The sequence below is a fragment of the Candidatus Spechtbacterales bacterium genome (assembly GCA_040879145.1).
Taxonomy (GTDB): Bacteria; Patescibacteriota; Minisyncoccia; order Spechtbacterales; family 2-12-FULL-38-22; genus JAWVZY01.
Window position 1 is genome coordinate 1 of record JBBDKX010000017.1, and the last position, 24,958, is coordinate 24,958.

The 24,958-nt window shown below is 38.4% G+C and carries 21 protein-coding genes; 5 read left to right on the forward strand and 16 right to left on the reverse strand.

Annotation, left to right across the window (positions count from 1 at the left end):
• Window positions 1-215: 215 nt before the first annotated feature.
• From WDZ40_01610 to WDZ40_01620, 3 genes are all read left to right on the forward strand, one after another.
• Window positions 216-515 carry a hypothetical protein gene (locus WDZ40_01610; protein MEX0877543.1) on the forward strand — a complete coding sequence of 100 codons (300 nt, stop codon included), beginning with the start codon at window positions 216-218 and terminating at the stop codon, window positions 513-515.
• A 134-nt stretch (window positions 516-649) separates the two neighbouring features.
• Window positions 650-958 carry a hypothetical protein gene (locus WDZ40_01615; protein MEX0877544.1) on the forward strand — a complete coding sequence of 103 codons (309 nt, stop codon included), beginning with the start codon at window positions 650-652 and terminating at the stop codon, window positions 956-958.
• Window positions 959-1,039: 81 nt separating this feature from the next.
• Window positions 1,040-1,408, forward strand: a complete 369-nt coding sequence (locus WDZ40_01620; GenBank protein ID MEX0877545.1) for a hypothetical protein — start codon at window positions 1,040-1,042, stop codon at window positions 1,406-1,408.
• Between the two features lie 135 nt (window positions 1,409-1,543).
• Here the strand turns inward: WDZ40_01620 and WDZ40_01625 are convergent, their stop codons facing one another.
• The 4 genes from WDZ40_01625 to WDZ40_01640 form a co-directional block, all read right to left on the reverse strand.
• On the reverse strand, window positions 1,544-1,963 hold the full coding sequence (locus tag WDZ40_01625) for a hypothetical protein (GenBank protein ID MEX0877546.1): 420 nt from the start codon (window positions 1,961-1,963) through the stop codon (window positions 1,544-1,546).
• A 354-nt stretch (window positions 1,964-2,317) separates the two neighbouring features.
• The gene (locus tag WDZ40_01630) at window positions 2,318-2,632 is read right to left on the reverse strand and encodes a hypothetical protein (protein ID MEX0877547.1); all 315 of its coding nucleotides are present in this window, start codon (window positions 2,630-2,632) and stop codon (window positions 2,318-2,320) included.
• A 144-nt stretch (window positions 2,633-2,776) separates the two neighbouring features.
• The gene (locus WDZ40_01635) at window positions 2,777-3,412 is read right to left on the reverse strand and encodes a peptidylprolyl isomerase (protein MEX0877548.1); all 636 of its coding nucleotides are present in this window, start codon (window positions 3,410-3,412) and stop codon (window positions 2,777-2,779) included.
• A gap of 60 nt (window positions 3,413-3,472) precedes the next feature.
• The gene (locus tag WDZ40_01640; protein ID MEX0877549.1) at window positions 3,473-3,610 is read right to left on the reverse strand and encodes a hypothetical protein; all 138 of its coding nucleotides are present in this window, start codon (window positions 3,608-3,610) and stop codon (window positions 3,473-3,475) included.
• Between the two features lie 41 nt (window positions 3,611-3,651).
• Here WDZ40_01640 and WDZ40_01645 point away from each other — a divergent pair, with 41 nt between their 5' ends.
• The gene (locus WDZ40_01645; GenBank protein MEX0877550.1) at window positions 3,652-4,584 is read left to right on the forward strand and encodes a hypothetical protein; all 933 of its coding nucleotides are present in this window, start codon (window positions 3,652-3,654) and stop codon (window positions 4,582-4,584) included.
• Between the two features lie 49 nt (window positions 4,585-4,633).
• Here WDZ40_01645 and WDZ40_01650 read toward each other — a convergent pair whose 3' ends face one another.
• From WDZ40_01650 to WDZ40_01665, 4 genes are all read right to left on the reverse strand, one after another.
• Entirely contained in the window at window positions 4,634-13,420 is an 8,787-nt protein-coding gene (locus WDZ40_01650; protein ID MEX0877551.1) for a glucoamylase family protein, read from the reverse strand.
• 399 nt (window positions 13,421-13,819) lie between these two features.
• Window positions 13,820-15,172: a sigma-70 family RNA polymerase sigma factor gene (locus tag WDZ40_01655; protein MEX0877552.1), complete on the reverse strand. Its 1,353-nt coding sequence runs from the start codon at window positions 15,170-15,172 to the stop codon at window positions 13,820-13,822.
• Window positions 15,173-15,189: 17 nt separating this feature from the next.
• Window positions 15,190-16,959 (reverse strand): DNA primase, encoded by a 1,770-nt coding sequence (gene dnaG, locus WDZ40_01660; GenBank protein ID MEX0877553.1) that lies wholly within the window; start codon window positions 16,957-16,959, stop codon window positions 15,190-15,192.
• A gap of 139 nt (window positions 16,960-17,098) precedes the next feature.
• A complete protein-coding gene (locus WDZ40_01665; protein ID MEX0877554.1) occupies window positions 17,099-17,263 on the reverse strand; it encodes a hypothetical protein in 165 nt (54 codons plus the stop codon).
• 722 nt (window positions 17,264-17,985) lie between these two features.
• Here WDZ40_01665 and WDZ40_01670 point away from each other — a divergent pair.
• Window positions 17,986-19,221: a hypothetical protein gene (locus tag WDZ40_01670; GenBank protein ID MEX0877555.1), complete on the forward strand. Its 1,236-nt coding sequence runs from the start codon at window positions 17,986-17,988 to the stop codon at window positions 19,219-19,221.
• 359 nt (window positions 19,222-19,580) lie between these two features.
• Here the strand turns inward: WDZ40_01670 and WDZ40_01675 are convergent, their stop codons facing one another.
• The 8 genes from WDZ40_01675 to WDZ40_01710 all read right to left on the reverse strand — a co-directional run bounded on the left by WDZ40_01675 (window position 19,581) and on the right by WDZ40_01710 (window position 24,889).
• Window positions 19,581-20,204 carry a class I SAM-dependent methyltransferase gene (locus tag WDZ40_01675; GenBank protein MEX0877556.1) on the reverse strand — a complete coding sequence of 208 codons (624 nt, stop codon included), beginning with the start codon at window positions 20,202-20,204 and terminating at the stop codon, window positions 19,581-19,583.
• 305 nt (window positions 20,205-20,509) lie between these two features.
• Window positions 20,510-21,076, reverse strand: a complete 567-nt coding sequence (locus WDZ40_01680; GenBank protein MEX0877557.1) for an alpha/beta hydrolase — start codon at window positions 21,074-21,076, stop codon at window positions 20,510-20,512.
• Window positions 21,077-21,298: 222 nt separating this feature from the next.
• Complete coding sequence (locus WDZ40_01685) at window positions 21,299-21,697, reverse strand: hypothetical protein (GenBank protein MEX0877558.1); 399 nt, start codon at window positions 21,695-21,697, stop codon at window positions 21,299-21,301.
• A gap of 205 nt (window positions 21,698-21,902) precedes the next feature.
• Window positions 21,903-22,703 carry a hypothetical protein gene (locus WDZ40_01690; GenBank protein ID MEX0877559.1) on the reverse strand — a complete coding sequence of 267 codons (801 nt, stop codon included), beginning with the start codon at window positions 22,701-22,703 and terminating at the stop codon, window positions 21,903-21,905.
• 1 nt (window position 22,704) lies between these two features.
• Window positions 22,705-22,974 (reverse strand): hypothetical protein, encoded by a 270-nt coding sequence (locus tag WDZ40_01695; GenBank protein MEX0877560.1) that lies wholly within the window; start codon window positions 22,972-22,974, stop codon window positions 22,705-22,707.
• 283 nt (window positions 22,975-23,257) lie between these two features.
• A complete protein-coding gene (locus WDZ40_01700) occupies window positions 23,258-23,647 on the reverse strand; it encodes a MazG nucleotide pyrophosphohydrolase domain-containing protein (protein MEX0877561.1) in 390 nt (129 codons plus the stop codon).
• 160 nt (window positions 23,648-23,807) lie between these two features.
• A complete protein-coding gene (locus tag WDZ40_01705) occupies window positions 23,808-24,308 on the reverse strand; it encodes a hypothetical protein (protein ID MEX0877562.1) in 501 nt (166 codons plus the stop codon).
• Between the two features lie 173 nt (window positions 24,309-24,481).
• The gene (locus tag WDZ40_01710; GenBank protein MEX0877563.1) at window positions 24,482-24,889 is read right to left on the reverse strand and encodes a hypothetical protein; all 408 of its coding nucleotides are present in this window, start codon (window positions 24,887-24,889) and stop codon (window positions 24,482-24,484) included.
• Window positions 24,890-24,958 lie beyond the last annotated feature (69 nt).

A 24,958-nucleotide genomic window follows, 5' to 3' on the forward strand; every position in this document is an offset into this window, starting at 1 on the left:
CTCTTAATAAGATAAAAGCGGAAACGCATCTCATTCTTGTTCTGGATTTTCTTTGAAAAAAAGTTGATACAATAAAAGGGATGAAGACACTCCTGTACAACGACGGCCGTCGTAACGAGATTGACTAAATCACAGTTTTACTGTATTATATCTAGTCTAGCACTCAAACGACCTGCCTTCGCTAAAACTACGGCGAGGCAAAGAAGGAGGATGACATGCCGTTCACTACTTATAACCCTAGACTTATACTGAGTACGCTTAATGATGTATTTGAGGAGAATGGTTATCGGCTGCGGTCAGCAGGTCCAGACCTTACGTTCATTTACAAACAAAGGGCCATCTGGCCTTTTGTGAAAGTTTTTGGATTACTGACTACGCCTGCACCGCACTCCGGGCTTTCGCCCCAGATATGGGCTCAAAGGGAAAAGTTTTTGGAGGATATGAAAAAAGTTGCCTCGGATATCTTAGATCTCACAAGCAGTGAGGTCAAAGTTATTCTAAGGCAGATCTTCTAAATTCCCAATAAAGGCGCAACGGGCAATGCCGGCGCCTTTTTGTTATAATAGCGGTTCTCATCCTACTCGCGGAGTCATTTGACTACCGCATTAATTTGTGGTAATTTTTGTTTAGTTCGTTAAGGAGGTAAAACATGGATGTGCAATCCAAAATAGAAGATGTGAGAAACCACTATATTGAAGAGGCAGAAAAATTTGCAGATGCGCCCTTGTGGAAAATACTCCTATGGAGATTGGGCATTGTAAGACCCTCTTGGGATGAAGAATTCCTTTCTGAAATTGAAGTACATATCTCTACTCTTCCCGATTTGGGAAGGCATGTGAGGCTTGGAGTTGCAAGGTTTAAAAGGCAATGTGAATCTGAGGGTAAGAATTTACCCATTGAAGAACTGAAGGCTCTGAACCGTGCTATTCGCAAGCATGTTACAGGTTTTAGCTTTTAGTGCATCTTTTTGGGATAAATATAGATATTTTTAAAAAACATAATATAATCTATCTAAGCACAAGAAGATTAGGAGGTCTCAATGCTTAACAAACTTAGCAACTGGTTTAAGAATGGGCGTTATGCGCAATATTTCAAGCAGAATCATCGCACCGAAAAAGACAGGTGTGGATGTGGTGGATACCTGGGTAGACATGGATGTCAGTTGTATTACGACTCGAATGACTTCGATGTTGCCGTGCAAAATGAAATGTTTATGCGTGAGGGTAATTTGGGTTTCAGTATTAGTGAATACGCTGATGAAGAAGACATGGTAATGATAAATCATCTCCAGCAACATGGGATGACACCAGAACAAGCCCGCGAGGCACTTATTGTTGACAACCACCAACAATGGTCTTTGGACCTTATGTCGCTCTATGTCAGAAAGCAGCGTTTAATCTTAAATTAAACGTAGAAATATAAATACATTCGATGAGAGAAGTACCTTTGGAAACCGCTAAAATTAGCGGTTTTTTTATATTATGTTTACAAATAAAAAGCCCCGAGTGGATGAACCACAAGGGACTTGGTTGGACAGTTTCCCTTATTCGTCGGAGGAACTGCTCCTGTAATCAATATCAGGAACGATGGTTTGCGGTTTGAATATCACGCGATAGTGATATACACTAACATCTGCTTCATCAAGTTGCTCAACGAAGTAGGACACGTTGTCGCTCAATCCCAGGAAGTGCTTTTTGTACTTATTGGGTCCGACTTTGCAGGTGACCTCAAGCTGACCGTCTACCGTATCAGCTTTAATGGAGCACCGTCCTTCTACTAAAAGTAGATAGGTGTCGGTGATTCCGTTGAAAAAAACTACCCGACGGTTAATTTCAAACATATCCGCAGCCTGCGAAAGGTTGCGTGATGCGACATTTGCATCATTTTGTTGGCAGCTTGCCAGCACTCCCGAGAGTGCAATCACCAATCCGATTCCAATTACCCGATACTTGGCAGACTTCATTGTCTTCCCTCCATTATGTCTACGGGCTGTTTACCCGAAGTAACTTTTTAGATTGTAGCACAAAACACACTCAATGTCAATTTTTGGCATGTGTTTTTTAGTTTCACGCTGGACAGTGAAGGGTTTTTGTGATAGAATGTAGTTCACAATGAGTAAGGTTTACTATACGTTTAAAAATATTTAATTATGGGAATAGGATGGAAAAATAAAAAAAGACAAGATAGGAAAAAGAAAAGGCGCGGAATAAAGTTGAAGAAAAAAAGATAAAAATTTTTCTAAAGACAGATACTCTGTGTTATAAAAAACGGGCTTATGTTTTAGCCCGTTTTTTATTTGATTGTTACAACAAAATTTTTAGAAAAATTTTGGAGCAAATTTTCCAATAAAAGGCAGAGGTTTTTCTTCCCCCCGCATTGCAGTTATCATACCTATTGCTGCCATTGCCACAAGAAACGCTCCAATCAACACTCCAAGAGCAGATACCAGCGGTAAGTTCCACAATGCCCAAAGAGAAAAGAAACCCCGAAGTGCCAGAGCAACAACAAAGAGCCAAGCTCCCTGGCGAACGTGGAAATTCAAAAAATCATCTTTTCTTTTGCGCATAAAAAGAGGAAGGAAAAAGACGAGATAAGATGTAGCGGCAATTGGAGAATTTTTTCTTTTAGCCATAGTTTAGGATTTAGGTCTTAGGAATTAGCTTTTTAAGTTAAAACCTAAAACCGTGCATTAGTATATAAGTTTATTATATCATGAAAAACAAAAAAGACCCCCTTAAAGGGGTCTTTTTAAATTAAAGTTGAAGAGATAAAATTTTTACTCCTCAATTAGAATATCTTCTATTACTACAGGTTCTACGGGTATGTCCCTGACGTCTGTGGCAACAGCGGCTATTACATCAACTACATCCATTCCTTCAATTACTTTTCCAAATACAGGATGCTTACTTGTCAGAGGCTGCTTGTCAAAATCCAGAGCTAAATTATCTGCGTGATTTATAAAAAACTGACTGCCACCTGAATTTAGCTGGCCTGTGTTTGCCATAGATATGGTACCTCGCACATTAGACAATCCTGCTACAAATTCATCTTCTATGGTGTATCCGGGACCCCCTTGTCCGTATACAGAGGTGTTGTCCCCTTTAGAGTTGGGGTCTCCGCCCTGAATCATAAACCCTTCTATAACCCTGTGGAATTTTGTATTATCATAGAAATCTTCCCGCGCGAGTTTCAAAAAATTACCTGCTGTTATCGGCATCTTGTCCACAAAAAGCTCAAGTTTTATATCACCTTCTGTGGTTTTTAATGTAACTACAGGGTTTGTCACTGTGTTTATACTTTCTTTAGAATTGATGTCTGTGTTTTCTTGGTTGTCGTTTGGCATAAGGTAAAAACCGAAGGCAAATATGCCTACGATAGCAATAGCTGATAATAATAATGTTATTTTATTCATTATATTTGTTCCTACCTGCGCCGCTACGCTAGCACGGCAGGCAGGCACTTCGTTCACAAATTAGGTTGTAAGTATTATTAACTCTGTTTTTGTCGGGTCTATGTGTATATCGCTTGCTCTGCTTTCAGCAGAATCAGCTAAAATTTTAACAATAAGGTCGTTTTGAGAGTAAGCTACCTCTTTTAGTGTCTTTAGCATATATTTCTATTATATACAAAAACGTGGTATATGAATAGTTGATGGAAGAAGTTTTGAACATATATAAGCCCGCGGGAATGACACCACTTGAAGCGGTTAAATTATTTCGAGAAGAGCATCCCAAATATGATGGGTTAAAAATGACATACGCGGGAAGATTGGACCCTTTGGCTGAGGGGGTGCTTCTGGTTTTGGTTGGAGACGAACTAAAACAACAGGAGAAATATTGGGATTTAGATAAAGAGTACGAAGCGGATATTTTATTTGGTGTTTCCACAGATACATATGATGTTTTGGGTATTCCAGCAGCAGAGACAAAAAAATCTTCGTCCCAAGTACCGCGGTCGGATTTTTCCAGGGCTTCGACTGAGCTCAGCCGAATGTCCGAAAATACACCGCTGCGCTCTCGGCGCAAAACTCCTAACGGGGACCAAGCTCAGCTTCAGTCCAGGAGCTCTTCGGAGCGAAGTCGTCAAACCCTCTTCACATTACTGGAAGAATTTAAGGGTGAGTATACATTTTCATTTCCGCCGTATTCTTCGCGAAGAGTAAAAGGCAAGCCGCTTTTTTGGTGGGCAAGAAATGGACGGTTGGATGAGATTGAGATACCAAAAAAGACAGTTCAAATATACAAAATAGAGCTTGTGGAAAATTCAAGTATTAAAAAAAGTGTCCTTGTAAAACAGATTACAGAAAAGGTTGACTCCGTGCGGGGAGATTTTAGACAGGAGGAGATAAAAAACGCGTGGAAAGAACTGCTTGAAAACTCCAATACAGATGATTTTTCGGTTATTAAAATAAAAGTTGCCTGCTCAAGCGGAACTTATATTCGCTCAATCGCTCACGATGTGGGTGAAAAATTAGGCACAGGCCTGCCTACCGCGCAAAGCACGGCGCAGATAGGCGCTGTTCTCTTAAGCTTAAAACGAACCAGAGTTGGCGAACATACAGTAAATGACTCAATAAAAATCTAATGCGCAACCCGGGCTGTGCATTAGATTAGGTAATGAGTATTATTCAGGTTTACTCCCTGTGTTCAAAAGAGTACTCAACTAAGTGTTCTTTGCCGTCGTCTATAAGTGCAACGTGTGGTTCTTCTGTTTTTTTGCCGTCTAACTTTAGTTCGTTTATCGTATTTGCTGAAGATGTTTGCTTAAGCTCTATTTTATAAACTGATGAACCGTATTTGTAGTTTATTTCACATCCATTCCAGTCTGTCGGTAGAACGGGATTGAGGAACAATTTGTTGCCTCTGATTTTTACACCTAAAATATTTTCAAGAATTACTCTGTATAAAAGCCCCGCGGAACCTGTGTACCATGTCCATCCTCCCCTGTTTTTATAATTTGGTTCGGAATAAATATCTGAGGCTATCGCGTAAGGTTCTACTCTGTATTCATCGGCTTTTTCTTTGTCGGCTGATCTTTGTATTGGGTTTATAAGATTAAATATTTTATAAGCATTATCCCCTTGGCCTGTTCTTGCAAGAGCTTCGCAAAACCAAATTGCCGCGTGGTTGTACTGAGAAGCATTCTCCCTGACACCCGGAGGATACTCTTTTATGTATCCTATATTTACCGGAAAATCTGTAACAGGGGGAGAGATAAGCCTCATTAATTCGCCGTTAGGAGAAAGCATGTTCATTGCTGACTCAAGAGCTGTTTTTGCTCTATCCTTTTTTCCAAGACCGGAAATTACAGACCATGACTGAACCAAAGAGTCTATTTTAAATTCTTTGTTTACAACAGAACCTAAGACAACACCTGAATCGTGGTATGCCCTTTTGTACCACTCTCCATCCCATCCGTGACGTTCAATTGAATTTACTATACTTACAGATATGTCCTTACACTTATCTGCCCTTAAATTATCCCCTTTCTTTTCCAGTATTTTTGAAAAATCAACTAGTATTTTTGCAAGGAACCAGCCAAGCCATATACTCTCTCCTTTTCCTTTTATTCCCGTGTTGTCCAGTCCGTCATTCCAATCTCCGCCACCGATAAGCGGGATACCATGTTCACCGAACTGAAATCCTTTTTCAATTGCCTTAATAACATGTTCATGTATTGTGCCTACCTCATCTGAAACTTGCGGAATCCCTGTCCACTTATGCGCTCCGTCAAAAGCAACACTCGGACCCTTTAAGAAGTGGGCCTTTTCTTCCAAAATAGAAAAATCATTCGTGACTTTTATGTACTCTATAACGACATATGGCAGCCACAGGTGCTGGTCGGAAAATAGTGTTCTTATACCAAAATTAGTATGTTCGTGCCACCAGTTTAATACATCACCTTCTTCAAATTGCCTGGCTGCCGCCCGGAGTATCATATCTTTTGTTACAGATGGATTGCTCCACAAAAAGGCCAGTGAGTCCTGAAGTTGGTCTCGGAAACCAAATGCTCCTGACGGCTGATAAAACCCCGTCCTGGCAAGCATTCTTGAAGATAGAGATTGATATAACAGCCACTTATTAAAAAGAAGATTTAAAGACTCATCAGGGCTATTAACAGTTATGGCACCGAGAGCGTCATCCCATTTTTTAGAAACTTTTACCAACTCCTCTTTTATCACCCCGCTATCGCGGTATTTTTTAATTAATTTTCGCAGAGCTTCTTCGGTGCCTCCCTCAGCCACTATAACTGATATCTCTTTTTCTTCATTAGGGTTAATTTCAAACACAGACTGAAGAGCTGCGCAATTGTCCGCCATAGGAGAAGAGTTGTTAGAAAGAAATTGCTTGCCGAGCGCTTTGGGAGATGTCATATCTCCATGCCGGCCGACAAACTCTACCCTATCTCCTGTATAGGTGAAATCTCCGGAATTCATATCAATAGCTACCCTGCTTTTGTAGTTGCTATCCCAAAAATTACTTCTAAAAGGGTTTTCGGCAAAAATGGCCTCCACCTCTGTATCTTTGTATATGTTGTGGAATTGCCTGCTGTCATCTTTTCCTAATGCAAGATCAAAATAAGAGAATAAAGAAAGCCGTTTTTTGTTCTTGGAATTATTTTTAATTTTAAGATTAAAAATTTTAACTTTATCTTCTTGTGGGGTATAAACAGTCAAAAGATGGTCTAGTCCTTTTCTTGTGTGAGAGAAGGACGTATAACCGTATCCATGTTTTACTGTATAACCATATCCGTCTCTGATGGGTGCCGGGGTCGGATTCCAAACTTCTCCTGTATTTTCATCTCTCAAGTACAAAATTTCGCTACTTGTATCCAAAAGCTGTTCATCTATACGATTAGTAACGCGTCCCTCATAACTATTTTCCGCCCAAGTGTATGTATTTCCGCTTTCATCAATAATAAACCCGAAGTCTTTATTAGCCACAATGTTAACCCAAGGCGCGGGAGGTATGTTATCTTTTGAAACATACGCTATATACTCCCCCGTTTTTGAGTGAAACCCTCCATAGCCGTTATCATAAAGTAGATTTTTAGGGCGCATTTTAGAAATATTTGCTTCCACTTCAGCCTCGTCTTTAGGGTGAAGTTTGGGTATTTTACTAATGTCGGACTTTACTCTTATAGACTTTATTTGATTATCTATCCCGCCTTTCTTACTATCCACAACCAACTTAGCTGAAGCAAGTAGCGCTTGTTTATCAGAATTAGATATTAACTCCGATTTTATATGGTATATTTTTCCATCTTGCGATTCATCACTTTCAGTTGAACTATACCTAATTAAGAAGTCTATTTCATCATCAAGGACTTTTATATAACTCGCGGGATATTCATTTAATATCAAAATGTCTATTTTTACACCCTTATACTTCATATACCTGTGAAAGAGCAGGATTTCTTTGACAACGGGTATGCCTTCAACATCCTTAACTTTGACTAAAAGAATAGGAAGAACACCTGAAATTCCATGACGCCACAGAGAACCTGTATAGGACTCTGAAAGTGTTGCTGTGTCGCCCACATACGCCTTGTCTTTGGAAGATAGTATTATAGATGCAAGCTCTTGAAAGATAAGCGCTTGGTTGTAGGAAATTCCGATTTTTTTTAATTCTTCAGCATGAGAACGCGATGCTTTTTCAACTACAGATACGGCGTTTCTTTGGTTGGAATATTTTTCCATCAACCTCATTGCCTCCTCCTTGCTCCCGGATGCTGTATTTACAAAAACCACATCCTTTTTTCCACCCGGTTTTAGAGTAAATGATTTTTGAAGTGAAAAACTTGGATCGAGTGTGTATTCAGGAAGATTGTCTGATTCATTGGATTGAGTTAAACCTGAAGAAGGACTACCGGCGCGACTTCTTTTTCCATAAAAACTTTCCCTGTGGCGTCCATAAAAAACATTATCCACGTCCTTTCCAAGAGTTGAGGATGATAAAATATGTGTAAAAAATATTTTTTTACCTTCTTTGGAAACATGTTTTCTACTGAACATAAGTGAGTTAAAATTTTTAATAAACTTTGAACTTACAAAAAGCCTTTGAAAAAGAGAGTGGCTTCTGTCCAGTTCTCCAAGTGTCATAGCAACTTCCCCAAAGCTTGACACAGACAATTTTCTTGATTGTTTGCCTTGATTGATTAAAGTAATTTGCCTCACTTCCGCATCATCTTCCTGGGAAACGGCGACCTTCATAATACTTTTTATACCGTTGTTTAGGCGATGAAATTCCGCTTTATTTTCTGAAAAAATTATCTTATTCTGCTTCCCGTAAGTTTTTAGCGGCTGTATCGTTGGAGACCATTTGTTCCCTGTTTCCTCGTCATGAAAAACAAAAAAACTGCCGTAATTTTCCAAAGTATAGTCTTCTCTAAATCTTGTCAGGTTAATATCTCCCCATTTAGACAAGCCACTACCCGCATTACTAACAGATACAGAGTACCGTCCATTTGAAAGAAAGGCATATGTTGGTAGTGTGGTTTTAAGAGGCACATAGCGCGTAGCATACATTCCTAAATCCTTTATTGCGGGTCGTTTCACTGTATAGTCAGCAATTGTTTGCAATTCCTGTTTAGGTAGAACGTGTATAGGCCTTTCTTCAAAAAGAAATTCTGCTGTTTGAACTCTAGGATCTGCGTGAAAAAGCTTGTGTATCCTTTTATCGTTTAGGGCATTGTTCAGTGCCGCAAGTATAAATCCTTGGTGGTGAGCATAGTGAATTTTAACCGGAACAGATTTTCTTTTTCCAAAACCTTCTTTTGTTCCGGTGTAGTCCAGTGAATCATAGAAACCGTACCACCCCCACGATCCTGACCGATATAGTCTTTTTAGATTTTTTACAGCCTTTTTAGGTTTAAAAATCAATGAAAGCGCTGATGTGTATGGAGACACAACAAGATACTCTCCCAACCCTCTCTTGAGTCCCAGGCCGGGTACTCCAAAGATTTGATATTTATATTCACCATTCTCATTAGTGACGCTGTAAGCGGATTCCCCTATTCCCCACGGAGTTCTATTCTTTTTGCCGTAACTTATGTGTGTCTCAATAGCAGATGAAGCGGCTTGACCCAACAGACTATTGGGATGAACTTCATAAAACAATAGTGATGTAAGGTATTCAAACAACGATCCGCCCCAAGATAACAAAACAGGTTCTTTGTCATATCTGGCAGCTTTTCTATCAAGATAAAACCAGTGCTTTTTAGGTACGTGACCCTTAATAATTGCGATAAAGCTTATACTGTTAGATTCCGATGCTAAAAAGTCATAAAAAGAATTGTCATGCTTTTCAAATGCAGCATTATATCCGATGTGAAACAACCCCCTCTCTTCGTTATAAAAGAAATTAAAATCGGCCTCATCAAAAAATCTTTCAGCCATAAAGTTTATGTTTTCAAACATTTCTTTTATTTCAGCTGATTTCTTTTCAGCGCTTTCAAGAGAGTGCAAAAGATTTTGATACCACTGTATAAGAGCTTCCTTTTCGACATCTTGAAGCTTTGAATTTGAAACAACTTCCGGAAAATCAAGCGCGACAACACTCTTTTTGAGTTCCGCGGAGGCCATATCTTTTATAGAAGGCGGGGTGTCAAGCAACTCATAAAGTTTTTGATATATTGCGTAAAAATCATTACCGTTGTTTTTGTTGCTTTCAAATGGGCGGCTATGCGGCAGTAGACAAAACGGCAAAAGCCCTGTTATGTCCTTCGTACTCTCCTCTAAGAGTTTACTGAAATGTTCTATAGATAAATATATATCCAGCACAGATTCGCCACCGGAAATAGTTCTAAGCTCAAATATTCGCTTGTTCATATTACGTTCGTGTTTTAAAACAGATGTAAACAAAGCTTCCAGATCATCCGTGTTTGAGATGTTATTTCCGTTGTTAAGTATATGCAGTGCTGCTTCCGCTTCTTTTTTTATGTAACCTACTATTTTCCTAACATCTTTGGGAAGATTTTTTTCCCTTACTAAGTTGTTTGAATCAAGGAGTGTTAATTTTAAAATATTACCAAGTCCGACAACATTTTTTTGCACTGCAATCGGTTTGTTTAGTATTTCTTTTAACCCTTCTTTTAGCGCAAGTAGGGACATCAGCATATTTGCGCTGTCCACGCTTGAAACATAAAAAGGCGGAAGGGGTTTTAATGTTTTAACATCGTACCAGTTATAAAAATGCCCACGATACCTATCCATTGCAGATAAGCTTTCAAAAGTATTTGAAAGCTTATCTGCAAGTTCTCGTAAACCCATAAAACCCAAATCATACGCTGATAAAAATGCGACAAGCTGCATTCCTATGTTTGTGGGGGATGTCACAGATTTAGTATGCACACTTTTAACTCTTGGTTCTTCCTGAAATCTATCCACCGCAAGCCAGTTATTCTCTTTACCGGAAAACTTCATAAAATATCTATAAGTTTTACCTGCCACAAGATGCAAAAACTCATTATCCTCAGCTACAAAAGAAATATTATTTTTACCACCCTTACTTAACAAAAGCGAAGCTGTTGGGGAAACAAAAAATATACCCAACCAGAACATAATAAAGGGATCGGATAAATTACCCACGAAAGAAATAATTATTCCGGCAATTGATAAAACTTGAACTTGCCACATGTTGCGATAGGTTTCCCATAGCGAATCTTTAAGTTTGTGGGAAATGTCCTCCGACGCTTTCCACTGTAAAGCGTGCTTTCTTGTCACATAAACCCTAAACAAGGAACGTGCTATCGCGTCCGCGGAAATTAAAGCGTGATGAAGCGTAAACATGGCTCTTGTTAGAACATTAAATACGAGCCTAAAAAAATCTTTTATTCTTGCTTTTATCCTCCATGCAACTGTTGTGTTTTTTTTCCATGATATAAAACTTATTAAATAGGGCCAGAAAAGAGGTAAGGATATGACAGCTATCGCGTATACATGCAAATAAACGGAGTTTCCGGGAGAAAAAACCCAGGCAATTAGTAACAACAATGTAATCGCGATAGGGTTAGAACTTCTTCTTAAGTTGTCAAAGATTCTCCACTTATCAAGAAGTCCAAAATTGTTAGCTTTGGATTTTTTACCACTTCTTTTTTTAAGCCAGGAAATTATTTGCCAATCACCTCTTATCCAGCGGTGAAGCCGCAATGTATATTCATGGTAGCTTCCTAAAAAGTTCTCAAAAAGATGAATATCACCGGCAAATCCCGTTTTTGAGTAAAGACCCTCTAAAAGATCGTGGCTTAATACAATGTTTTCCGGTATTTTTTCACCTATCGTTTTTTCTACAACATTCAAATCATAAATTCCTTTACCGTAAAAAATTGCAGAGCCAAAAAGATCCTGGTATAGGTCTGATACAGGATTAGAATAAGAATCTATACCGGGAGCATAAGAAAAAAGCCTTGAAAAATAAGTTTTTTTGGATGTTGAAAATCTAATTGCTATACGGGGCTGAATAATGCCGTATCCTCTTACGACTTCATCGTTTTTATCCAAAACAGCTCTGTTCAAAGGATGATTAATGGTTCCTACAAGTTCCAGCGCTGTTTCACGAGGCAGCTCTGTGTCTTCGTCTAAGGTAATTACATATTTAACTTTTGAAAGTTTGTGTACATCATCTTTAGTAATAAAGGAGGTTTCTTTATTACCTAATAATAATTTGCCAAACTCTTTAAGTTTTCCGCGTTTTCTTTCCCATCCCATAAAAACTCCTTCGTGGCTGTTCCATACTCTTTTTCTATAAAAAACAAAAAATCTTTGTTTTTCAGGAGAATATTTTTCATTCAAGCGCCTTATCCCTTCTTCTGCCGCTTCAACTTGAGCCTGGTCTTTGGATGCTTTTTCTTTTGAATCATCCTGAAAATCTAAAAGAAGCGCGAAATATAAATTTTCATTGGAGTTGCCCAAAAAATGAGTTTCTAATCTGGATACTATGCGCTCAAGAGAATCTTTATCTCTGAACATGGACGGTATCACCACGACAGTATCCGGAGGTTTGGCAGAGCCTTTAAGATAATCTATTCTGGGCAATCTTTTTGACGGTAAAAATTTAGCAACAATCGCGCCAAGTAAGTAAACAACAACCTCAACATTTAACAACAGGGAAACAGTGACAACCACTGCTATAAGATGATTGGAAAGAGGGGTGTGCAAAGCAAGAATAAACCCCCACACAGCGCTTAAAAAAACAGTAAACAACCCAACTAAACCAAAATATATTGGAGTAGCATTATCCAAAATAAATCGATAAATCTTTTCAGTAACAGTGTGTTTATAACCGGTTCTTTTTTCTAACTCTGCCCTACCCTTATCAACAAGATAGTAACCCACATGTCCATCGGCGTGGTTTGCACTGTGGGTATCAGTTTTTACAGATTCTTTGAACTCTCTTTTTGAAAGACTAACAGCTGTTTTTGCAACCTCGCTTTCATCTATTCCTGTTCTCTCCGCTATCTGTAAAATTACTTCCCTGTAGCTTCCTAGTGTTTTGTCATCACAGGAACTAAACACTCCGGATGGGTCTTTGCTTAAGACTTTGTCTACTACGTTGATACTGCTTTCAAATTTTTCCCAACGTACCTGGTTGGTCCACCTTAAACCATTAACAATATTCCCAAGCAAGCGCATGTGTTTATCTCTTTTTTTGCTTTCCAGACTGGATAAGTCTTCAACCGGTATTCCTTGTTTTAAGAAATTAGACTTCAGCCACCTAACTATGGGCTTCATGTCTTTGCCTTCCGCGGACAAAAGCGGTAATAAATGGTAGCCAAAATTTACAGGTATTATTCCAAAATTCTTTACAAGACGGCTTGTAATCTCGGGGTACTTTGTTTTATCTTTTTTTACCTCCTTTTTTATTATTTTAAACCATTTTTCTGCCTCCTCGTATTCTTTGAAAAAAGAGGTGGATACTGATACAAGCGCGCTGGATTTTTCAACTAAAATAATTTTTAAAAATAAAGGAATTGCCCGCAACTCCGTAACGGAAAGCGGAGCTTTTTTCTGGTAACTTTCTATAAAATTAAATAGAGTCTCTCTTTTAAGGTCGTTTTCTGTAAGATTTAAAAATTCCAGGAGTATAAAATATATTCTGGGAACATATTTATTTTGGTAACCGGTAAAAGGCAGTTTTTTTAAACCTTTTTTGTTAGCATTTTCTAAAATATCCTTAACTGATTTGTTAATAAGATAAAAATTATCAAAAAGCCACTCAACTTCATGTGTGAGATGTTTTAATTCGGAGACAGTTTTGACCAGGTCTTTAAAAAGTTTGTTTGTATTCTTAACCCCCGATATTAGCTCATCATAGTACTTTTCAGCCGGATCTTTTTTAAAAACCAATCCTTTTTTCTCTGAGAGCGCTAATGCCAGTTCATTGATTTTATCGTCAAGAGGACTGTGTTTTGTTTTTTTCATAGTTTACCTTTAGAAATCTGCGCTATTTGTGGTAACACAAAGCCTTATACTTATAATACTATAGCTTAAAGCCTGCTAACAACCTTAAAAAAACCGCGGTTTTACACAAGGAAACTTTAATTGGGCTGTGGTAGAATTATATTAAAAGAGTAAAAGAAGAAGGTCTGGCTGAAAAAATGGGAAAGGCCGCGCATAAAACAGTTAAGGAAAACTTCCTTATTACTCGCCTACTAGAAGATGAGTTGAATATAATGGGAAGTATTATATGAATGGTTAAATAGCTGCATGGCTAAATAGTTAATGAAAAAGCGAAAACCATTTAACAGTCAGGGAACGAAGTGAGCAAAACCATATAACCATTTAGAGGGCTATTAAAAAACGGGGCATATGCCCCGTTTTTTAATAGCCCTCTAAGGTTTTTGCTCTATCGTGTTTTCGTATCTTTTCCAGCGCTTTTGCTTCAATTTGGCGTATTCGCTCACGTGTAACTCCAAACTCTTTTCCGACCTCTTCAAGGGTGTGGGTGACTCCATCCTCTAAACCAAAACGCATGCGAAGTATTCTTTGTTCTCTTGCGGAAAGATCGCTTATAATGTCGTTAAGGCGCTCACGAAGAAGCTCGCGCCCCGCAACAACTTTAGGCGAAAGTTCTTTTTCATCTTTAACAAACTCACCAAGTACGCTTGATTCATCACTATCTTCTCCCACAGGAGCCTCCAGTGAGACTATGTCCTGGGATATTTTTTGTATGTGGCGAACTTTCTCTATGGGTATGCCCATTTCGGAAGCTATTTCCTCAGGGAGCGGGTCGCGTCCCAAATCCTGAAGTAAACTTCTTTTTATTTGAGTATACTTTGATATGGTCTCTACCATGTGTACAGGTATTCTTATGGTTCTTGCTTGGTCAGCAAGAGCGCGGGTTACAGCTTGGCGTATCCACCAGGTAGCATATGTGGAAAATTTATATCCCTTGCGATAATCAAATTTTTCTACTGCTTTAAATAAACCGATATTACCTTCCTGTATCAAATCCAAAAGAGTTAAGCTGGGGCTTCGTCCTACATACTTTTTAGCAATACTCACAACGAGGCGCAGGTTTGCTAAAGCCAGTTTTTTGCGCGCTTCTTCATCTTCTTCTTCTATTCTTCTTGCGAGTTCTTTTTCTTCATCAGCGGTAAGAAACGGCACTCGCCCTATCTCACGCAGATATGCCTGTACAGAATCAAAGGGAAGCCGGTCAAAATCAACATTTTCAAATTTTGTAGTTGTTTCCTTGTCTTCATCGCTTTGTAAAAGATCCTGCGATTCTTTTACCTTGATGCTGTTATTTGCGAGCTCGTCGTACAAAAGCTCTAAACTTTCAATATCGGTTTCAGCTTTAGGTATAAAATGTAATATTTCGTTATAAGTAACAAACCCTCGCTGAAGTCCGCGTTCAAAAAGCGCTTCAACTCCCTTTTCCCAAGTGCGCTTAAAATCTGTCCTTCTGTACTCCTCCGCCTTTAAAGGCTTTCTTCTTGATTTCTTTTTTATGCTTTTGGCATTTAGTGCCCTTATTTGTGCTGAACTTTTTTGAACTGAACCTTTTTGGGTTGCAGTTTTACGCGTTTGCGTAGTACTCCGCTTTTTTGGAGCGGTTTTTGTGGTTTTTGCGGAACCTGTTGAGCGGGCTCCGGAGGTTTTCTTTCGTTTCTGCGCTGTTTTTCCCTTCTTTGCGGTTGTGGTTTTTTTACTTGTAGACTTTTTTGGCATAAAATTAATGCGCAAACTTAATTTAATTTCGACCTCTGTTGTGCTTTTTGTTGGAACATTTCAATAAGATTACTGACGTCTTTTCCCTGACTTTCACCTTCGTTAATTTCTCCTTCTAAACGGCTCTTTTCTTCATCCAGGATAATTTTACGATACTCCACCAAAAGAGAGTTTAACCCTTGTTCCGAATACTCCTGGGGAAATGCCTCGCTTTCAAAAAGAAGTTCTTCAACAAATTTTTTATCATCTCCCTCTAAACTATCTACTATGTTCTTTTTTTCCGCTTTTTGTATATTGTATAAAATTTGTAAATCATTATCTTCACTGTTTATGTCGGAAAGTGTGTTTATTGTGTGTTCAATGAGTTCCGGTTTCTTAAATATGTGTACCAATATCTGGCGCTTAAGTCCCGCTTTTCTACTGGGTTTTTCTTTTGGGGGTTTCTCTTTTTTACCGGTAACCGATTTGTTTGAATCTTCTTTAAAATTTTTTATATCCTCCCATATGATGTCTTCTTTTGAACCAAGACGAACTGCGGCTTCCTGAACCCAATGGGCTTGTTCTATCTTGCTTGGAATATTTTTTAATATAGGTGCTATCTCTTTTACTATTTCTCTTTTTCCCTCCGCCGTTTTTGAGTCAAACTTACCAAAAGTGCTGTCAAAATAAAACTGAGTAATGCTTTTTGTGTTTTCTAATGCCTTTTCCCACTGTTTGGGGTCTTTGGCAATAATCTCTGCCGGATCGCTATCGCTATCCAAAGATATTACTTTAACATCAAATCCTATTGATTGCGCAAGTTCTATGCCTCTGCGAGTTGCTAAGTCCCCCGCTGAGTCCATATCAAAAGATGTTAGTAAGTTTTTGGTAAACCGACCAATAAGATCCAGTTGGTTTTCTGTCAGGGCTGTGCCGGATGATGCTACAACATTTTTAAATCCTTCCTGGTGGGCTAAAATAACGTCTGTGTATCCCTCAACTATTATACAGGAATCACTCTGTCTAATTGCTATTTTTGCTTTATCTAAACCATAAAGAATATTGCTTTTATCGTAAATATTAGTTTGCGGGCTATTTATATATTTTGCCGCCTCATCAGAAACACTCTTTCCCATTGCTTCGGCAAGTTCCGGCGGTAACTTGCGGGCTCCAAATGCTACGACATTTCCATTGGTGTTAAAAATTGGAAAAATTATCCTGTCTCTGTACCTGCTTACATATTCCCCCGATCTTTCAATCTTAAATGCCACACCCGCGACAACAACATCATTAAGAGAGTATCCTTTTTTGTCCAGTAACTCTAATAATTTTTTTGAATCAGACGAGGCATATCCCAACATAAACTCCTCGCCGGCTTTTTCGTTTATACCCCTCTCTTTTAAATACTCCGCTACTCTTTGCCCGTTTTTTGATTCAAGCAGGCTGTGTCTAAAATATTTTGCCGTAAGCTCGCATATTTCTAAACTCTTATTTTTAGCGCTGTAAACCCTAGGGTCCTGCCTACGTATCTCCACCCCCGCCTTCTTTGCCAACATCTGCAAAGCCTCGGGAAAATCCGAGCCCTCTATCTGTTGCACAAAAGTGAACATATCCCCCCCTACTCCACAACCAAAACATCGCCAAATCTGGCGCGTTGGCGATATAAAAAAAGAAGGGGTTTTTTCCTGATGAAATGGGCAAAGAGCTCTGTAGTTTATTCCGCTTTTTTCAACACGAATATAATCGCTAATAACCTCTTTTATATCTAAACGATTTTTTATTTCCTCAACTGAGTCCTGAGGAGCCATGTCATGTAATATGAAAAACGCTATTATTTAAACAATTGGGACTATACTTTATTATGATACTACCGCAAATTCAAAATGTAAACCCTGACTATCACCCTGTCTGCATACTTACGCACAGGCAGGCGGTTGAGCTATTGATTCAAACTAACTTTGTAATTAAGTATCCTATAAGAGACAAAATTCCCACAAAAAATACTACCACCCCAATCCCAATAAGCAAAAGGGTTAATCTTACCTGTTTTAAGGTTTTTGCGCCTTCGTCCACTACCCTATCCAGATATTTATCTATATATTTCTTAATCATATCTTAATTATAACACACTTTGTTCATGTTTTTTGACATTTTTATAAAATTAATGTATAATACCATACTTCCCTTCTGCCTTGGGGCTGAAACTCCAGGGCAGGAGGGAAGCTACGAGCAGTAGCTGACTAGGCCTCTAAGTATAGTTTGAATTCAGATTTAGAAGCAAAAGAATGAATCGGATGTTAGGCGCGCGGAGCGACACGATGCTTAAGCATCGTTAGCGACAAGCAACAACGCAGACGGTTTATTCTTTTGCTTCCCGTAGGGCGGGTGTATATTTTCCATATCCTTCGTTTTTATCGCTCATGCACATCTGTGCATTTCACTCTTCAGGCCTAGGCTATGGAAAATATTCACTCCGCTAAACGGAATTCAAACTATACTTAGAGGCCTATTAGTCGCCCGTTTACATAAAAACCCCCTGCGCCTAATACCATGTTCAAAGCTATAGGTATTATACTGCTGCTCGTAGCCTTGAAGATAATGTTCTCACCCGTTTTTTATGAGGCATCAATCTTCATGCAGCAGTTCTTTCGCTACGGTACGGCGGTATTGAATACATCAATGCCGATAGCCGGACCATAAGCAGCAACCCTGCCTCTTGGCAGGCAAGCGCCACGTATTACGTGGCGCTTTTTGCATACACATATTATTAAATTGACTTAACACTAAATTGTTGGTATTTTATCCATAGTTCTATAACAAGGAGGAAACACAGGATGACAAACAGATTGGTACTAAAAATAGGCGGGTCAAGCCTAAAGAATGACAAAGATTACACCCACATAGCAAAGAAAATTGCTGAACAGGTCCGGATAGCAGAAAAACCAATTGTTGTAGTAATAAGCGCGAAAGAAGGAGAAACCAACCGGCTCTGGGAAGAGGCTGGAGAAATCTACTCCAGTAAATGGTGGCAACTTGAATATGTCGCTCTTTCGGGAGAATTTCACTCGGCACATACCATGCAGGAAGAATTACTGAGTATGGGTTTAAAAGCCAAGTTTGTATCACCTTGGGATATAGACCTTCGAGTAACAGGAAAAGATCCGGAAAATTGTACCCTAATTGGGGCAAATGAGGAGCTTTTCAAGCATGAAGTAACAGAATCTTCTGTAGATGTTGTAATTATTCCCGGATATGTAGGGATTCACACCACAGCGGGGGCCGGTAAAAGCACTCCCGCGCTTGCCGCGCTCGGACGCAACTCTACAGACCTGATAGCTGTTGAAATAGCCCGGTGCTACAATGCGCCTCTCTATTTTGTAAAAAGCGCTCCTACCATCTACGCTGTCTCGCCAAAGCTTGTGGGAAGTCCCAAAAAAATACCTCACATGACATACGAGCAAGCTCTTAGGTTTTTAGAGTATCTGCCTCAAAATGATCAGTTCATAATGCGAAAAGCTGTTGAATTGGCATGGAAAAACAAGGTAGAACTTACTTTTGGTTCTCTCAAGGGCCTGGATGAGACAAAAATATCGGCAAGTCTACACGAAAAAAGTGGTAGCGGTTTTCGGGCAATGCCTGTCAAAGAAAGTGTATCTATGGTTAGTTTTGAAATGCCGGCAGATAACAAAACGCGAGCAAACCTCTTCCGTGAGTTTCACTCCAGAGGTATACGCTTTAACGATAAGATAGAGGTGCGTTCAGGCGGAAGACAGCATTTCACACTCTTTGTAGACGAGTCCATGGAAAAGAGTGTAATAAGTATTGCAGAACACTTCTCTGTTAACTCCGAGGGTGTAGAAGCCCACGCCGTTGCTCTTATCACACTTTTGGATACAATGCTTGACCCTGAAAGCCACCATTCAAGCATAGAATCTGAAGCGCTTGAAAAAGAAGATGTTGAGATATATGGAACTGTTACATCAGGTATAATAATGCATATATACGTCGCAAGAAAAGACGTACGAAAAGCGGTTAAAATACTGGCAAATAAATTTGTTCTTTGTAAATAATCGCACAAAAAATCGGCAATATAATTGCCGATTTTTATTTTGTAGTAATTGCTTCATATTTATATAAATGAAAAACCTCGCACAAGGCGAAGTTTTTCATATGAGGATGGAAGTTGGACCGAAGTCCTCTTTCCGTCCTCATAAACAGTATAGCGTGCTTATGAATATTAAGTCAATTAAAGTTATCCACAGGACAGGAATCCTGAGTCTGTCGAAGGATTCGGCAAAATTACTGTCAAAGCAAATATCTGCTAAAATTGTTATACACTATTACATACTCTTTATCATGAGTTTATTGTAGCGGAGCCGTGAACATTAACAATTTCAAGTTTTTCTTTGGCGGCAAATTCAACACCATTTTATTTCTTAGCTATAACCCAATAATGAAACTCTTCGTCACCAGATTGCCCTTCATACTTTTCTTCAACGATTTTAAATCCCGCGTTGGTGATGATCTTTTTGTACTCTTCTGGCTCGTACGTACTCCACGCCATTGGAGCACCGCACCAATCTTGCTCTTCTCCGTATTCAGAGCCAGATGTCCCCAGAGTTATGAGAATAACTCCGCTCTCCTTAAGCAAGGTGTGCATCTTAGAAAAAAGGTCTTGATGTTCTTCTCTGGGAATATGAAAAATAGCGTAGAAAGAAATAATTGCGTCAAAGTCTCCTGCTGCAAAATCATATTTAGAAAAGTCTCCTTTAACAAACTTTGCTTGGGGCACATTTTTCTTTGCCTGCTCGATATGTTTTTGCGAAATATCAATTCCTGTTACATCAAGACCTTTTTCAATCAAATAGTTGTCGAATGGTATGCCAATACCGCAGCCAAAATCAAGAACTCTGCCCTGCTGGCTAACTTCCTTGACAAGACGATCCAAAAAATATCGCTCCATCTCATTTGGTGTGGAGCTTATGCGAAATTTGCCGGCATAATCGCCTTTCTCGTATCCCTCTTCGACAATTTTTCTGATGTCCTTTGGCATAACAAGCTTTTGAAGAAAGTAATTAGTCTGCTAAAAAATTGAATAAAAAGTGTTCTTTTGTTCTTCGTTTTTTGGAAGCGAACCTAAAATCAAAATGTTGTTCATATGTATATCAAAATAAATTGGAGTTTATATATTTAGCTAAAATTAAAAATGTCGCTTAGCGTTTGCGTGTATGAGAAGTTGCGAAGCAATTTGGGCTAAGGCTTTTGTAAAAAGCCTTAGCCTCATACACGCTGTTGTGCGATGTAATAATACATTTTTAATCCCGACCGAAGGGAGGAATAGTTTTAAAACAATTTTTCTTATTTAGTAGACAGGACCTCATCTAACAATTCAGGAATTTCTTGCTTAGGCAATTTACTTCCAAAGTGACCTCTATCTTCAAATTTTAGAAACTTAGCATCTAAACCTTTTGCGTTTTCTTCTCCAGCAGAAAATGGGACCCACTCGTCATCTTTGGAATGCAAAACAACAAAGTTATCGCAATGATTTCTTATTTTTGCAAAATCAAACCCTTCTTTTGAATAAAATCCTTTGTTGTTTTCAATTTTATTCATTTTCTCAGAATGCCCTGAATTAGTTCCAACCAAAACAACTTTTTTAACTCTGAAATTTTCAGGTTGAATTTCAAGCCATCTTAAAATCGCGACACCTCCACGAGAGTGTCCAATCAAAATAGAATTTTCATTTGGTTTAGTTTTATCTAATTCTGCCAACCATTCCTTGATTTCTGGATCATCTGCTTTTGGCAGGAATGGGGCTTGAAATTCAATATCATTTTTTTGCATTTCAGATTTTAACCAAGGATACCATTTTTGGTTTGGATTAGTGTCCTTGCCATGCATTAATACTACGTTTAAATAATTCATACAAAATGTAAATTGCCTAAGTTATATAAAGTTATTTCTTGAAATACTGTCGTTTTGTATTTAGAAAAATCGTTTTAAAATTTCACATAACATTCGCATGTATGAGAAGTTTACTGGCTGTATAATATCGCGAAGCAACACAACCGCCAAATATGGATGAAGTGAGGTGCAACCGAGCGAAACCGCATATTCTGTGTTAAGTGACGTTTTTTAATTCGGGTGTTAGAACTGTGCGATAGAATTCTTCAATTTTGATTTTAGGTCTTCAATATTTTGATAATAAATAATCTCTTTTGTAATTGGACAACCTTTTACCAATTCAGAAACTTTACTTCCTTCTTTTGCAACAACGATCAAAGGTTTATTGTGAATTGCACAATCTCTAATTTCCATACCTTGACCTGTCGAAGGCTGGCTTTGTTCACCAATCACTAAATCAGCTTCTTTTACAGTTTGAAAAGCTCGTTCATATCTCTCTTGCTCAGTTCCATTGAACTTAGCAGTATCAATTGGTGATTTTACAGTTGTTGCAAAATCTTGAGCAATCTCAATAATTGAATTGTAAAGTTTCGTTTCCTCTTCGGTTTTTGGAAGCGAACCTAAAATCAAAATGTTGTTCATATGTATATCAAAATAAATTGGAGTTTATATATTTAGCTAAAATTAAAAATGTCGCTTAGCGTTTGCGTGTATGAGAAGTTGCGAAGCAATTTGGGCTAAGGCTTTTGTAAAAAGCCTTAGCCTCATACACGCTGTTGTGCGATGTAATAATACATTTTTAATCCCGACCGAAGGGAGGAATACGAAATCAGGGCAATTTTTTTCATTATTTTTTCCTTTTGAAAGAAACTGTGCTTGAATGATAATAACTGCCGGGATCATCTATGCGACAAATTTGCAATTCACTTAAATCATCAAGATCTTTCCTTTCAAAACCATCCGCTTCATATGGCGGTACTTGTTCGCCGCTTTCATTGTCCTCATCCAAAGACCAAGATTGGCCCCATGTTTCCCATTCATCTCCACAACAACCTCCGTCAGCTTCGCCGATTAAAATATATTCCTGAACGCTATCGAACTTTCTGATGTCTTTTAAGCTGTCCTCCTGATAAGGCATCCATGAGAAAACCACTATGTCGGGATTATGTTTTTCCATTGCCTCGTCATGTTTAAGTTGCTCAACGGGAAAATCACTGTTTAGCGTCCATGCTCCTGAATCTGTAGCTACCACTTTTGTTTTTCCTGGTGCTCTTTCCTCTAATTTTTGTTGAAGAAAGTGAGATAGCCTGCCGTTGCCTGCACCAATTTCAAGAATTACGAGAGGTTTTTCTTCGCTTGCGCCGTGTTCTTGGATTTTGCCGACAAAGTAATCAGCAAAGGCGTTTAAATATTCCTCGTTGAAAAATTCAAAAACTGGCTTTTCTTTATCAAAACAAAACTCTCTCCATTGTTCCCAATTTATAAACGCCTTTGTGATTTGCTCGTGAGTCGGCAAAAAATTTGGGTCGCGCAACTTCTCTCGTAATTCATCGGGCGCTAACTCTCTTTCGGGTTGTTGTGGAGATTCTTCAGAAGGCTTGGCTTGTTCAATTTCACTTTCAAATTGTGGTTCCTTGTATTCTGGCATATTATTGAAGTTTAGGATTACTAATTAAGGAAGCCAGCAAATCCTGTGCTTCATTAGAGATATTGTCATCTGGTGTTGGTGTTGAATACACTTTATTTCTAAGTTTCCAAAGTTTTTTAAGGTCAGCCACAATTTGTTCGTCAATTTGTCCTGTGCCTACGAGCTGTTTGACTAAAACTGGAAAGCCAATCCTTCCTGATTCGTCGCCAGCCTTTTGGTACAGTTTATTTTCCAATACTTTGGTTTCTTCGAGAAATTTTGCTGTGTTCATATGGTTTTGATTAAATAATGAATAAAAAATTGCCCTGATTTCCAACCGCCGCATTAGCGGCGGAAAGAATGTATTGTTATTTCACTTAACGTTTCGGGATAAAAGAAGTTTTTCCGTAATGTAGTGAAGGAAAAATTTGGGAGAGGAAATTTTGCTTTCCTTATTTAATTATAATGCAAAATTTCTGAACCGTATATCCCTTGTTATACGCCCCGACGACTGAAAGGAGGAGAGCGCAGCGGGGCAAAATCCGAAGGATTTTGAGTTCAGAATTCGGGCACAATTAATCTTTATTTTCCTCAAGATTAAAATTTTTATTATCATGTCCTCCTGCAAGTTTGTTCGCATGACCAACTTTTCTCATGACTTCTGGGGGCATTCTTTTTTCATATTCATCGAGTGTGTTTTGTAGAGCTTGTGATGCATCTATATTCATTTGGTTAGAAAGTTTCAATAGAAGAAATAAAGTGTCTCCAATAAAATCTGATGCTTCTTCTTTCTTATTTTCTATAACTTCCTTTTGTTTTTCATCATCTATCCATTTAATTAAACCCCAAAACTCACCAACTTCTTCAGTTATGTTTAATGACAAATCTTTCAAGTTCCAATTATTATCCCAACCTCTAGCAATGTCAAATCCTTTAATTTTGTTTTGTGCTTCTTTTATTTTCATAATAAAATATTTAACTTGTATTTATTTATATACTTTGTGCCCGAATTCTGAATTTCACTTAACGTTTGCGTGTATGAGAAGTTGCGATTGCAGAGAGCAATATGGGTGGAGCGTAGCGGAACCGCATAGCCAGTGTTAGGCGACCCGAAGGGCTTGAGTTTTATTCAGAAACAGAAACACGATTTTCAGCGAGCCAACCATTAAATGCCTTATAGAATTTCCCGTTTATTTTCAGATCATTTAGTATATCTTCATCATTCTCGCTGTTCATGATGTCTGCACTTTTTTGTGGACTAAATGTTTCGATTGGCTCTACGGCTGGTTGAGTATTTGATTTGCCGTCCCACTCATTAACATGAAAAATATTTATTAGACTACTGTCCCATGTTGCATCGACAATAATCCATTCATCGTTGATAAGTACTTCAAGCCAAACATGTGTACTGTTATCATCGTGAGGAACGCTTGAAACTTCTTTAGGCAAATTAATTGAGCTCCACAAAAAAGTGCAGACACGATATCTGACCTCTAATCCTTGCTTCTCAAACAGGTCTTTAAGTAGCTTACATTTTCCACTACAACAAACATCGTTCTCCCTCAAAGCAAGGGGAACTCTATAAGGCACATCACGGACTGTTTTAAATGCTTCGATTGTGTTCATGGTAAGTTTCTGTTTCTGAGTAATATTTCACATAACGTTGCCGATATGAGAAGTTGCGACCAAAGGGAGCAACTTGGGTGGAGAAGTCTGCAAGACTTCGTAACCTCATAATCCTTGTTATATTCCCCGAAGGGAGGAAAGCGCAGCGTCCCCTTGCGTTGAAAGTCAGCCCGTTAAATAGAATCAGCAAATTCTTTTACTTCATCTTCAAATATCAATTCGTCTTTAGAAATCTCTTTTATTTCTTTAGGTAATTTTGAAATGTCAAAAAATCTTATAGGTTTGCCCAATCGCTTAAACATTTGAATTTCAGCAAGAACTCCATCACTAATTTCTCCATAAACCCATAATTCATCACATCTTTTCATAAGGTTATTATTTCCATTTCTAACTAAATCTCTTTCAACCAGTTCATAGAGATAATAACCGAAAACATTAAATGGGTTTATGGGAATTGCACCTTGCTCAAAAGCGTGCTTGCAAATTAACATTCTTTGATGGAAGTTCTTACAAGATTGGGCAGTAAAAACTACTTTCCTTTCTTCTTGAAGATTTTTTGCAACATGATTAAATTCACTCATAAGAATTGATATTTGATTTATTTATATAAATGTAATGGTTGTGTAGGGCTGACTTTCAATGTCGGACAA